Origin of the sequence: Streptomyces sp. CC53 (genome assembly GCF_001865245.1) — a bacterium.
In the GTDB taxonomy this organism is placed as follows: Bacteria; Actinomycetota; Actinomycetes; order Streptomycetales; family Streptomycetaceae; genus Streptomyces.
Map to the genome: position 1 here is coordinate 1 of NZ_MKXB01000200.1, position 13,245 is coordinate 13,245.

General features: G+C 76.3%; 8 protein-coding genes. 2 read left to right on the plus strand and 6 right to left on the minus strand.

Translation table 11 applies throughout. From position 1 onward, the window contains the following. Positions 1-604 precede the first annotated feature (604 nt). Entirely contained in the window at positions 605-2,779 is a 2,175-nt protein-coding gene (locus tag BJP40_RS26860; RefSeq protein WP_256220830.1) for an RICIN domain-containing protein, read from the plus strand. Continuing rightward, a complete protein-coding gene (locus BJP40_RS26865) occupies positions 2,776-3,432 on the plus strand; it encodes a hypothetical protein (RefSeq protein ID WP_071283013.1) in 657 nt (218 codons plus the stop codon). The genes BJP40_RS26860 and BJP40_RS26865 overlap by 4 nt, the downstream gene beginning before the upstream one ends. 147 nt (positions 3,433-3,579) lie before the next feature. Here the strand turns inward: BJP40_RS26865 and BJP40_RS26870 are convergent, their stop codons facing one another. The 6 genes from BJP40_RS26870 to BJP40_RS26895 all read right to left on the minus strand — a co-directional run bounded on the left by BJP40_RS26870 (position 3,580) and on the right by BJP40_RS26895 (position 12,978). Then, positions 3,580-4,683 (minus strand): serine protease, encoded by a 1,104-nt coding sequence (locus BJP40_RS26870; RefSeq protein WP_071283014.1) that lies wholly within the window; start codon positions 4,681-4,683, stop codon positions 3,580-3,582. A 25-nt stretch (positions 4,684-4,708) separates the two neighbouring features. Further along, positions 4,709-5,857 (minus strand): trypsin-like peptidase domain-containing protein, encoded by a 1,149-nt coding sequence (locus BJP40_RS26875; RefSeq protein ID WP_071283015.1) that lies wholly within the window; start codon positions 5,855-5,857, stop codon positions 4,709-4,711. Further along, positions 5,854-9,372, minus strand: a complete 3,519-nt coding sequence (locus BJP40_RS26880; protein ID WP_143066036.1) for an ATP-binding protein — start codon at positions 9,370-9,372, stop codon at positions 5,854-5,856. Before BJP40_RS26880 ends, BJP40_RS26875 begins: the two co-directional genes overlap by 4 nt. Next, complete coding sequence (locus BJP40_RS26885) at positions 9,353-10,507, minus strand: hypothetical protein (protein ID WP_071283017.1); 1,155 nt, start codon at positions 10,505-10,507, stop codon at positions 9,353-9,355. The genes BJP40_RS26880 and BJP40_RS26885 overlap by 20 nt, the downstream gene beginning before the upstream one ends. Positions 10,508-11,095: 588 nt before the next feature. Next, positions 11,096-12,109, minus strand: coding sequence for a hypothetical protein (locus BJP40_RS26890; protein WP_071283018.1), 1,014 nt, complete (start codon positions 12,107-12,109; stop codon positions 11,096-11,098). Further along, positions 12,109-12,978: a DNA/RNA non-specific endonuclease gene (locus BJP40_RS26895; RefSeq protein ID WP_071283019.1), complete on the minus strand. Its 870-nt coding sequence runs from the start codon at positions 12,976-12,978 to the stop codon at positions 12,109-12,111. The genes BJP40_RS26890 and BJP40_RS26895 overlap by 1 nt, the downstream gene beginning before the upstream one ends. Positions 12,979-13,245: the final 267 nt, after the last annotated feature.

The window sequence follows — 13,245 nt, forward strand, 5'->3', positions numbered from 1 at the left end:
GGGGCGCGGGCGGGGCCGGCGGGGGGTCGCTCGGGCACGACCGCGGCCCGGGGCGGCCGCGACGCCGGGGGGCGGCCGTGGCGCCGGGGCCGGCCGTCGCACGGCCCGGCCGACACGTGGGAGGCGTCCGGCGGGGGTCGCCCACGAAGGGTGACCGGGCGGTGGGGGCGGCGCGGTGTCGGAGTTCCGGGCGGCGGATGCGGCGCCGGGGGAGACGCCTCCGCTGCTTCCCTCACGCAAAGCCACCGGTCCTGCGCGAACGGTCCTCGCGGCGCTTCCCGTCGACGGCGCGCGCGACGCTCCGGCGTGCGGTACGGGGCGTAGCCGACGCACATCAACGGAGTGAGGTATTCCGTTGACGGGCGGTCAATTGCCGGGTCGTTGCATCTCGATTGGGTCACGACATCCTTAAGGAGGACTGGACCACTCCCGATCGACGCGCGTAACTCCACTGCTAGGCAAGCAGTTTGACGGTTCATCAATTACACACTCACGGTAACGGAACGGACTCGTACGGCCGGTCACTGTTTGTCGGAATTCTCCGCACGTCTGTTCTGGCAGGCTTCCGCGCACCGTCCTCTGACCAAGGAGAGGTGCACCACACGTGTCCGGACGCCGAAGACTGCGCAAGGCGCAGCGACGCAAGCCCCGTCGTCTGATACTCGCGACGCTCGCCGTTGCGATGGCGACGATCACCGGGGGACTGACCTACCAGGCCCTGTCGGGCGACGGCCCGGCCGGGGGAGCGGACGGCGCGCCCCCGGCCCTCGCCCAGGCCGCTGCCGCTCCGCCCACCGTGGAACCGGAGCCCGCGGCCGAGCCGGCCCGGGACGAGAAGCCCGAGCCCCTCACCGAGAAGCCGAAGGAGGAGCCCCGCAAGGGACTCGTCTACCGCGACCTCAAGCCGGCACCCGCCGACGACAAGTGCGCCGGCGTGTACCGCACCGAGAGCGGCCACTGCACGCACGGGCCCGACGCGCCCCCGCCCGGTGTCGACATCACGAAGGACACCCCGCCCGCGATCAAGGCGGAGGCGCCCACCGGGGAGCCCGGCACCGCCCCGGACGCCGAGCCGTCGTCGCCGGCGGACTCCGGCACACCGGCCGGCGGCGCCGAGGACGGCGGTTCCGCCGTCGCCGCCGTGCCGGCGCTCGACGCGGCCGCGGCCACCGACCCGTCCGCCGCGCCGAGCGCGGAGCCGCCCGCCGCGGCCGCCTCGCCCGACGGCCGCTCAGCCTCGCCCGGTTCGGCCGGCTCCCGCACGGCGGCCGCGGGCCCCGCCGGGCAGACCGTCCAGTGCGACGGCGACGGCGCCACCGGCAACCGCGTCCAGGTCGTGTACGTCCACGCCCCGGGCAAGGACCGCTATGCCCAGTACCTTCCGTCCTTCCGCAAGTGGGCCGCCGACGCCGACCTCATCTTCTCCGAGAGCGCGAAGGTCACCGGCGGCGTCCGGCACATCCGCTACGTCACGGCCGCCGACTGCACGCCCACCGTCCTGAACATCGAGGTCCCCGCCTCGGCACTGGCCGAGTTCAGCGCCACCAACCGGGCGCTCGCCGCGCAGGGCCTCAACCGCCGCGACCGCAAGTACATGATCTTCGCGGACGCCCAGGTGTACTGCGGCATCGGCACCTTCGCCGGGGACGAACGCCCCGGCCAGGACAACCTGAGCAACTTCGGCCCCTCCTACGGCCGTACCGACACCGGCTGCTGGGGCGGCCACACCGCCGCCCACGAACTCGGCCACAACCTCGGCGCCGTCAACAACAGCGCCCCCAACACCAGCCGGGGCGCGCACTGCACCGACGAGTACGACGTCATGTGCTACTCGGACAGCCCGTACTACCCCAAGATGCGCTACGTCTGCGGTGAGCGGAGCTACGAGAACCTGCTGGACTGCCGCAACGACGACTACTTCCACACCAACCCCCGCCGGGGCAGCTACCTCGCGACCCACTGGAACATCGCGAACAACCGGTTCCTGATGCAGCAGCGCGGTGACGGGGGCACCACCCCCGACCCGGGCCCGAAGCCCACGCCGACGCCCACACCCAAGCCCACACCCACGGGCGGCACCGGCAGCCACGGGCCCGACGTCACCGTCGGCCAGATCGGCCAGGACTCCGCCGTCGCCAGCTGGCGCGCCGTTCCCGGCGCCTCCTGGTACCAGCTCCACCTGAACGGCCGGCACATCGGCTGGATCCAGGGGACCAGCGCCCGCATCTACAACCTCGCCGCCGGCACCCGGTACCAGGTCGCCGTGGCCGTCCGGTACGGCGACGGCAGCAACAGCCGGGTCGGCCGCGCCACCTCCTTCCGCACGACCGGCGGCGGCAGCGGCACCACGCCCGCCCCGGAGACCCGCTACCTGCTCGTGAACGGGGCCACCGGCAATGCCGCCGAGCTGTGGGGCGCCCGCCGGGGCGACGGCACCGTCCTCGTCGGATCGCAGCGCAACGGCTACGCGCACCAGCAGTGGTACTTCGACAGTGCGGGCGACGGCACCGTGCGGATCCGCTCCGGTCTGTCCGGCAAGTGCCTCCAACTCGGCGGACGCGCCTCCGCGGGCATGTACGTCGCCCAGCAGCCCTGCTCCGCAGGCGCCGCGCAGCAGTGGAGGATCAGCGCCTCCGGCAGCGGTGTCCGCATCGCCCCCGCGAGCGGTGACCGCTACGCGCTGGCCGTCAGCAACCGGGCCTACTACGGGTCCTGGCTGATCGAGGTGCAGCACGCGTCGGACAACCCGGCCCAGGTGTGGACGGTCCAGAAGCCGTGAAGCGCCGAGCCCTTCCGGCGGCCGCCGCCCTCGTGAGCCTGGTCGTGTGGCTGCTGGCCGCAGCGCCGACCGCGTTCGCCCACGGCGGCGGCCTCCGGGTCGACATCACCGGACACGCCTTCGGACGCGTCGAAGCCACCGTGACCTGGGCGGACGATGGCGACCCCGTCGACGAGGCGGTCGCCGCGACCGTCAACGCGGTGAGCCCGGACGGGACGGCGGCCCTCGGCCCGTGGAAACTCGTACGGGACCCGGCCGACCCGAAGCGGTACACGACGGCCGAGGCCCTGCCGCCGGGGACGTGGCGGGTGACCATCGCGATCGGATACCCCGCACTCGGCAAGGGCGAGCGGCAGCTGACGGTCTCCCCGGGCACACCGGCATCGCCGAGCCCCGGTCCGGACCGGGGCACCGCACCGCCCCCCGGCCCCGGGAACCCCTCCGCAGGCCCCACGGCAGCCGACGCCCCTCCTGGCAGCCCACCGGCGCAGACCGGTACGGCCCCCGGCGTCGCACCCTCCGGGGCCGCCCGGGACGCCGGGCATGCGGAGCCCGGGAACCGGGGCTTCCCCACGGGCCTCGCGGTCGGCGCGGCGCTCGCCGCTGCTGCCGCCGCTGCTGCCGTCGTCGTGGTGCGCCGCCGCCGCGGCTGACCGGGACGCCGGCCCCGCCCCGGCACGGGGACGCACAGGGGCCGCTGCCGGGCACAAGCCCGGCAGCGGCCCTTTCCACGCGTGGCCCTTTCCACGCGTGGCCCTTTCCGTGGGCGGTACGCCCGGCTGCCCCGGCCGTGCCGCGCCTCACACGAAGTTGAGGTCCGCACGGCCCACCAGCGGGTCGTCCGGCATCGTCCACAGCGGCACCGCGTAGTTCCCGAAGCCGTACCGGCCGCCGAAGTGCAGGCCCAGCACCCGGTGGTCCACCAGGTCGAACACGGGGGAGCCGCTGTTGCCGCCCAGCGTGGAGCAGTCGTGGGTCATCACGTTCCCGCCGCGCCCGCCCTGCCCTGCCGCACCGGGGCGGTCACCCGTCGGCAGCAGCTGGTTCGCCGCGCCCGGCTGCAGCCGTTTCACGTTGTACACGTCCATGAAGATCCGCCGCATCGACTCCGGTTCGTTGCGCCGCCCGTCCCACGCCGGGTGCCCGACCACGTACACCTGACGGCCCGGCAGGTCCGCGGGGGCGTCCGCCGCCACCGCCAGCGGCGTCGGCAGCGGCCGGCCTCCCGGAGCCGGCGCCACCCGCAGCAGCGCCATGTCCACCTCGTCGTGCACCCCGACGACCTCCGTCACCGCGTACGTGAGCCCGCCGGCCCCGGGGAGCTGCCCGAACTCGCGCGCCATGTCCAGTGCCGCGCCCAGCCCCGGCCGGAACGTCCACCCGGCCCCGTCGCCGCGGGCGAACTCCACCGCCACATGGCGGTTCGTCATGACGACGTCCGCGCCGACGAGGAAGCCCGTCCCCACCCAGTCCAGGCTGAGGTGACCGGACACGTCGACGCGGCCCACCCGGGCGATCGACTCGCGGATCGCGTCGCGGTGCCCGTCGAGCACCGCCCACTCGCCCTCCTGCGGCGCGAAGTCACCGGCCTGCACCAGGATGGCGGGGCGCCCCGTCAGCAGGACGATGGCCTCCAGGCCGAACGACTCGTCGTCGCCGATCTCGTCGTCGCGGCCCTCCGCCAGCTTCTCCAGGCCCCGCGCCCCCGCGGCCAGCACCCGCGCCCGCTCCTCCTCCGCGTGGCGGGCGACATGCGCGGCGGGCGCCTCCTCGGGGGGCGGCTCGACGTCCGACTCCGGTACCTCCCGGGCCAGCAGCTCCCGTATCCGGTCGGCCTCTGCCCGCAGGTCGGTGAAGATCTCCGCGGGTCCGGCCGCGACCGGCGACCCGTTCCGGCTGCCCATGATGTGCTCCTCTCGGCTCGGTGCCTCAGCCCGTACGGCCCCGCTGGGCGGCGTCGATCTCCGCGTGCACCTGCGGGCTGTGCTCCGCGAGGTGCCGCAGGACGGCCGCCATCTGCGTGCCGACGTTCACGAAGGCGGTGCTCTTCCCCTGGAACGACACGTCCTCCACGCGGCGCGTGCCGCGGTGCAGCGCCACCACCCGCCAGTCGTCCGTCAGCACCGGCGACCCCGACGATCCGCTGCGGGTGTCCGTGAAGTACCGCACGTCCCGCTCGTCCGCCTCGAAGACGAGGTTGTTGCGGAGCGCCACCCGCTTCGGTGCGCCGCCCGGATGCTGGATGATGTTGACGGCCACGACGTCACCCGCCGCCACCCGCAGCGCCCGCCCCGCCAGCGGCAGCGCGGGTCGCGCCGCGGCCGGCACCTCCGCCGTGAGCCGCAGCACCGCGTAGTCCAGACCGGGGTCGCAGGCCGCCAGGTCCGCCACCGCGGCCTCCTCCTCGGTGCCGGTGGCGTCGCTCTCGTAGTCGAACCGCAGCCGCGTCGCCCGCGCCTGGAGCAGCAGGTCGCCCGGGGCCGCGGAGGGAAGCGCACCACCCACCGCCTCGCGGGCGTTGACGACGTGGTGGTTCGTCACCAGGAGGGACGGCGTGACCAGCCATCCGGTGCCCGCGTGCGGCGGCCCGCCGCCCGCCTGGAGCGGCTCCCCGCCCTCGTACGGCGGCACGGTGAGCCGCGCCACGGCCAGCCCCGCGCGGGCGCCACCGCGGAGGAAACCGAACGGGACGGTGTCGTCCCGGTGGACGATCCTCTCCTTCAGCTCGGCCGCCGGGCGCCCGGCGAGCGGGTCCGGCTCGCCGCCCGCGTCCCGCGCCACGTCGTCCAGGGCCTGCTGGAACACCGCCAGCGGCGCGGTCTGCGCGGTCTGCGCGACCGCGTTGCGCAGCCAGATCTCCAACGGCACCGACCCGTCGACCAGCCGCGACACCTGGTTCAGCCGCACCAGGTCCGACTGCACCTGCACCGCCGGAGCGGCATGCAGGGGAAGGGACGCCGCGAACCGCGGCAGGATCCCGTCCAGCAGCAGTGGCCGCACCGACGGATCCACGAGGCCGCTGTCCAGGGCCGCGTCCTTCACGGCGAGGACCGCCTCGGACGACAGGTACCGCGTCATGACGTGCCGCCTTCCGCTCCGGGGCCGGGCACCGACGGGCCGGACGCGTCCGCCCGCCGCCCCGGCGCGACCCGCTCGGGAGACCCTGCCGACACCGTGCCCGTACGCAGCGCCGCCGCGACGCCCGCGGCGATGTCGCCGCCCTCGTCACGCAGCACCAGCAGCCGCCGCGCCAACGCGTCGAGGGCGCCGCGGTCACGTGCCAGGCGCAGGATGTCCGCCACGCCCGAAGTGGACGCGGCGTCCGACGCGGAGGCGGCGCCCGCATCGGGGGCGGCGTCCGAGGGGGACGCGGCGCCCGCCGTCTCCCGCTGCCCGCCCCCACCCTGCCGGGGCCGCTGCGCCTGCTGCGCCTGGCGCTGCGCCCGGTGCCCCGGCCGCTCCGACTGCTCCTGTCCACGAAGGCCCTGCCCGTCCTGCCGGTCAGGCCGCTCCGAGGGCGGCTGCCCGCCCCCGCCCGGGCCGCGCGGCCCCTGCCCCTGCTCGTGCGGGTGACGTGCGCTCGGCCCCTGCACCAGCGGGTACCCCGTGTGCTGCCCCTGACGGCTGCCCGCTGCCGACCGGGCCCGCAGCGACCTGCCGCCGCCCGGCCCCGCCGCCTGGTGCAGCAGGGCCATCAGCGGCGGCAGCAGCCGTCCGTCCCGCCGCACCGCGCGTTGCAGCGCCCCGCCCAGCACCTCCAGCGCCTGGTCGTCCTCCGGCAGCCCCACCAGGGCCAGGGCGTGGTCCAGCGCCCGCTCGTCCAGCGGGTAGACCTGCGCGGCCACCTCGCGCACCAGCGCCGGCTGCTCCGCCAGCACCGCGTCCGGCACGCCCCGCAGCCGACGCACCAACTCCTCCTCCGTGCCGCGCTCCCGTCGACCGTCCGCCAGCCGGGAGCGGGCCAGCAGCGTGCCCATCGCCTCCAGGTGCTGCCCCAGACCGATCGCCACGTCCTCCGCCAGCCGCAGCTCGCGGTCCGCGCCCTCCGCGTCACCCTCCTCCTGCGCGAGCCGCGCCGACAGCAGCAGCAGCTCCAGCCGCCGCTCCCCGCAGCCCGCGTCCTGCGTCCCCTCGACCGCCTCGGACACCACCCGCCGCGCGTCCGCCCGCCGCCCCGCCCGGATCAGCGACTCCGCCAGCAGCACGTGCAGCGGCCCGCACAGCGTCCACGGCCGCCGCTCCTCCAGCCGGGCCAGCGCCTCAGCGGTGAAGCCCTGCGCCAGCAGGTCCTCCACCTCGTGCGCGGCGATCCGCTCCCAGTCCTCCTGCTCGGCCTCCGCCATGACGAGCACCGACGCCCGCTGCCGCCGGCTGTGCGCGGTGAGCAGCGCCGCCGAACGGGGCCCCACCTCGTCCTGCGCCCCGGCCAGCAGCCGCTCCACACCCGGCAGCCACCGCTCCTCCACGGTGCGCGGGTGCTCGCCGAGCCGCAGCCGGTGGTAGATCTCCTCCGCCCGGTCCACCAACCCGTCCCGCGCCGCGTAGTATGCCACCGCCCGCCGCTCCACCTCCTGCGCCACCGACCCCGGATCGCTCCGCGCGAGCCGCAGCATGATGGACCGCACGTCCGGCCGCACCCGCACCGCCTGCGGCCCCGCGGACTCCACCAGGTCCAGCCGGGACAGCGCGCCGAACAGCCGCCGCGCCTCAGCGGGCCCGGACACGGTCACCCCGCACGGCCCCGCCAGCACCTCCCGGACGACGTCCGGGGTGATCTGCCGCAGGACCAGACCCGCGTGGGCGAGCCGCCGCACGTCCTCGTCCGGGATGTGCCCGAGGATCCGCTCGTACAGCAGGCCCTGCACCAGCAACTGGTCGACCTGCCGGAAGAAGTCACGCCGCCGCTCCGGCAGGCTCTCGACCAACTCCCGCAGCCCCGCACCGCCGCCCCCGGCCAGCACCGCGGCCCTGGCCGCGAGACGCAGGCTCAGCGGATGCCCGCCGACCCGCTCCGCGAGCAGCCGGGCCAGCTCCTCGTCCGCCACCCCGTACGCGCGGAGCACCGCCACGGACGCGTCCGCGTCCAGGTCCCGCAGCTCCACCTCCAGCGGCGCCGAGCCCGCCCCGGGGTGGCCGACCGGGGCGCGTCCCGACACGACGACCCGCACGCCCGGGTAGGCGTCGTGGAACGCGAAGTACAGCGCCCACATGCGGCCGACCTCCGGGGACCAGCGGTACTGCGCCTCCTCGAAGGAGTCGATCACCAGGACGAACGGGGGGTGCCGCGGGGTCACGGCGTGCCGCAGCACCCGCGCGACCCGCCGGAACAGCGCGCAGTCCTGCTCACCGGCCTCCGCCAGGAACTCCCGGGACGACTGCCGACCGGGCCCCCGCGTGGCTGCGAGCCGGCTCAGTCCCGCCACCCGCTCCTCACGCGCCCGGTGACTGCCCAGCAGGCGCAGGCCCTCCTCGGCGAGGGACTCCAGCTCCTCCTGGAACGCCGGGAACTGCACGGCGAGCTGCCGGGCGGTCTCGGCGACCAGCGTGACCGGTTCGTGCACGGACAGGGAGGGCCGTTCGAAGTCGACGTACGCGAAGGGGAACGGGAAGGTGCGGCCACCGGCACGGAGGGCGCCCGCGCCCACCGGCCCGGGCGGCTCGTGCTCCGCCCCGCCCCGTCCGGGCGGCTCATGCCCCGGTCCTGCTGTCCCTCCCGCCCCGAACCGCGCACGCTCCGCGCTCCCCGTGCCGGGCGGCCCCCCTCGTCCGGCGTCGCCGGTTCCGCCGGCCCCGTCTCCGCCGTCACCGCGCCGCGCCCCGACGGGGGCCAGGGCGTCCAGGACGAAGTGCGCCAGCAGGGTGCTCTTCCCCATGCCGCCCGCCCCGTGGACCAGCAGGGGCGGCGCCGGACCGCGTCCGGGCGCGGCGGCCTGCGGGTCCGTCGCGTAGCGCCGCAGCTCGGCGAGCTCGCGTTCCCGCCCCACGAACGGCACCCGCACCAACCGCTCCAGCGGCTCCAGCAGCCGGGCGAGCTCCAGTTCCCGCCGTACCGCCGCCGGGTCCGGGAGCCCCTCCACTCCGGGCACGAGCGACAGCCACCGCACGGCCTGGAGGAGATCGGCCGTGGCGTCCGCGCCGGCCGGGGCCGCCGCGTCCCCCCGCAGCAGTGACAGGCATGCCGACTCCGGTCCCGGGCCGCCCCGCACCGCGCCCGCGTTGCCCTCCAGCGCCCGCAGCGCCTCCCCCGGCCCCGCGAAGGACCGCAGCGCCTCCTCCCGGACCTCCGGGACCAGCGACCACTCCGTGTCGGCGTCCCCCGTACCGGCCACCGTGCAGTCCGCCGCGAGCTCCACGGCCGCCCGGCCGGTCGGCGCGGCCTCACCGGGCAGCCGCAGCAGCACCGGGTCGAACGACGCCAGCAGGCACGCCGCCTGCCGGTAGCGGCGCCGCACCTCCGGCACCGGCGGCGGCAGGCCCAGCGCGCCGCGCAGCTCCTCCCGCAGCCGCGCGCGGAACTCCTCGCGCACCTCCGCCCGCGCGGTTTCCCGTACGGTTCCCCGCCCGGCTCCCGGGTCAGAGCGCGCGGTAGACACGGACCGCTCCCTCCGCGGCGGTGCACAGCCGCCGCATGTAGCTCTCCCCGCCCGCGGGGGCCGCGGCGGGCTGCGGGTCCCCGACCGCCGCGAGGACCTCCTCCACCGCCACCTCCACCAGATCGGCCAGCGCGGGCTCCCGCTCCCCGTCCGCGAGTCCGGCGAGCCGGGCGGGCGGCTCGTCGCGGAAGTACCGCGCGAAGAACGCCCGCAGCTCCGCCGGGCCCGCCGGGTGCGACCGGTCCCGCACGACACTGCCCCGCAGCTCGTACGGCAGCGGGCGCGCGGACTCGCTGTAGCCGAGCAGGACGAGGCGCGGAGCCTGCTCGCGGTGGGTGCCCTCGAACGCGTAGACCGCACGGGCCAGCTGGCCGATCAGCTCCCACACGTCCGACGCGGGGTCCAGACGGTCGCAGTCGTCCAGCACGAACCAGAAGACGTCCTCGGAGCCGGTCGCCTGCCGCACGACCTCGTGGACGGTGTCGTCCAGCGACGGCAGCGGGTCGTTCAGCCCGCTCCCGGCGGGCACGGGCAGCGGCGGGGCCCCCGCACGCGGGTCCGTGACGAACGCCGCCAGCCGTCTCACCACCCTGCCGGCCGTGGACGTCTGGTCGAGGACGACCCGGGCGGGACGGAACCCGTGGTGCTGCGCGAGGTGCCGGAGGAAGGTGTACGTGTACGACCTGCCGCTGTCCGGCTCGCCGTCCACGACCAGCACCGCGGTGTGCGCGTCCCCGATGAAGGAACGCAGGTTCTCCCGCAGGCCCTCCCGGTCGAGGAACACCTCGGTGCCGTTCCTCAGCACGGTCGTGCGGAAGACGTCCCGCGACCGGTGCAGCCGCTCGTCCTCCCGCAGGAGCGCCAGGTACTGCTCCGCCCTCCGGGATTCCTCCAGGTCGCGCAGCCCGCTGCGCAGCAGCGCCTCCAGCAGGGCCACCTGACCGGCGATGGTCCTGCGGGAGGCGTGCACGAGCGCGGTGGCGTTGTGGTCCGGCCGGGCCGTGAGGGGCAGGGCCGCGACGAAGTCGCGGGGGAACCCGGCGAGGTCCAGGGCGCTGTGCGGATCGGGCGTCTGCAGCAGGAAGTCCCGCGCCCACGTGGTGACGGTCGCCCATTCCGTGCTCTGCAGCGGCATCGCTCACCTGCCCGCTCGTGGGTCCTCCTCCGGCCCCGCCGCGCACTGCGGCAGGGTCCTCTGCGGTCCTCCTCGGGTCCTCATCCGCGTGCCTGCGTCCTGGGGCTTCGCGTCCTCGCGTCGCCAGGTCCCTGCGTCCTGCGGTCCCGTTCTCCGCTCCCGCGCTCCTCGCTCCCGTCCGGGCGGCCCTCCGGCCACGGTGACGGCCATGCTCCCGCGGCGGTCGGGTGGGCGTCTTCCTCGGTGCCGTGCGGCCGGTCCGTTCTGTTCGGTGTCGGGCTCGTGACGCGTTCCGCGTGGCCCCGGGGCGTCCGGGTCGGGCGTTCGTGGGCGCCGGGGGCGAGGGAACCGCCTCCCCCGCCGGAGCCGCTCCGGGACGACGGGTCCCGGGCTGCCCGCTCACGACCGGTGCGGACGGGTGCGTCGCGCCGTGGCGGTGCCCGCCGTCCCCGTGCAGCGGGGGCCGCCGGGCCGACCGCCCCGGCGCGGGGGTTCTGCTGTCGTAGGGGGCCGGTGCCGCGACGGCCCACGGCCGCCTCGGGGCCCCTCCTGCCATGGTCACACCACGTAGGGGCGGCTGCAATCCGGTCAGTCGCCGCCCGGTGCGGGCCGGGTCCACGCGCGCCGCACCGGATCGCGCACCAGCGCGTTCGCCAGGTACTCCAGCACGCCGTGGTGGTTCTCGCTTCCGTTGGACACCAGCAGGTCCGTGATGCGGCCCGGAGGGGCGTACTCCGGCCGCATGGTGTGATCGAGCGCGACCACGTCCCGCCCGTCGGAGGCGTTCAGCCAGCGCGCCGTACGCGACGGCACCGCGGGCGGCGCCGCCAGGCAGTCCTGCACCTCCGTCACCGCCAGCGGCGAACCCAGCGTCACGAACAGGTCCACCCGCGGGTTCCGCGCGGCCAGCACCTCGTACGCGGCCACGCTGCCGAGGCTGTGGCCGACCACCACCAGCGGCCCGGCACCGTCCGCGTCGGCCCCCGCGGCGTCCAGGGCCTCCACCACGGCCTGCCGGACCGCGCGCCCCGCCCCGCCGAAGAAGTACGCGTGGGCGTCCTCGAAAGTGTGCTTCACCAGCCGCCGGAACAGCGCCGTCCGCACGGGTCTGGGCAGCGGCAGCGCCTCCGGGAGGGGCTCCTCCCCGGGGCCCGGCCGGGGCTCCTCCGCCAGCGCCAGCGCCTCCGCCAGGTACGTCATGTCCCGCAGCCAGCCGCCCAGCGCGCCGCCGCCCGCGCTCCGCGCCACCCCGCCGCCCGCGTCGCCGGCCCGGGCCTCGGTGGCCGTGCGGGCCATGAACTGCGCCGGGTCCTCCAGCACCGGCGGCCGCGGACTGCTCTCCTCCGCGCCCTCCTCCCCCCGCGTCTCCACGCTCCCGTCCCGGGTGCCCTCCAGCGGGTCCGGCACCGGATCGGGCAGCGGCTCGCCGTGCAGGACGGGCGCCCAGTACGCCAGGTGCGACTCCCCACCCAGGTCCCGGCCGAACAGAGCGCGGTCCCACTGTGCCTTGAGCAGCTCGGGGCGCGGCTTCGGCCCGCTGCCGTGGACGTACACGATCCGGGGTCGCACGGTGCCTCCGGTGTCCGGCGTGGTCGGTGCCATCACAGGTCCATCAGGGTGTCGGCGGGGGATTCCAGCCGCCGCCACCGCTCCTCGGGGGAGCGCGCCGGCGGCATCAGGTCGGCCCCCGGGAGGGGGCCGAGGTCGAGGCCGGTCAGCTCCACCACGTCGGCGATCGGCACCTGGTACGTGCGGAACGCGCCGAGCGGGGGCGGAGCGCCCGGCACCGCCCCGACCAGCGCCCGGTCCGCGTCCCGGCTGAGGTCGGGGCTCTGGTCCAGCACGTACGCCGTGGCGCCGAGCGCCCCGTCGTGGACGAAGGCGGCCACCTTCCAGAAGCGCAGCGGCACCTGGATGCCCCGGTACGGCGGATCCGCGTCGTGGAGGACGGGGCCGGTCAGCACGGCCAGCTTACGGTCGTGGCGGGCGGCGTGGTCCAGCAGGTGGTTCTCCAGGCCCTGCCACACCTGCTTGCCCTGGTTGAACACGTCCGCCTGCGGCGCCGCGTTCGTGTAGTGGAACGTGTCGCGGTCCGCACGGACGGCCACCGCGGCCGCCCCCCACACGGGGTCGAGCCGCCGCACCAGGTGGCCCCGGTCGAGCGAGTTGTTCCGGTACACGTCGGGGCCCGCCTGCCAGTCCTCCGGCACCCGCGGGTCGAAGCGCCAGTCGTCGTCGCGCGGCACGTCCTCCACCAGCCGCCCGCCGTCGACGGCGACGGCCGTGGCCGCCGCCAGCCTCCTGTCGGGCCGCAGCACCACGCTGAAGTGGGTGTACGGCAGGACGACCGTCTCCACGCCGGGCACGCTGAGCCTCGGCAGGGGCACCGGCGGCCCCAGGAAGCCCTCGTCGAAGCCGCGGCGGCCCGACAGGTCGTCGGGGCGGCCCTCGGACGCGTCCGAAGAAATCATGATGTGACCGGTACCGTGCGGTGGCCCGGCCGCAACGGGGCGGCGCCGCACGCCACCCCATCAGCGCACGGGGCGGGCGGTGCAGGTTCGGAGCCGGCGGTCGCGCGGCATACATGGCCCTGCCGCACCCGGCCGACGGCCCACGGGACGCCCCCGGAAGGCTACGGCCCCGCGGGCGGCGTCGACCTCGGCCGACCGGCCGGCGGCACCCTGCCGGCTGCGGCCGACGCCCGCGCCGCACCGGACCCCGACGGCCGGCCGGACGAC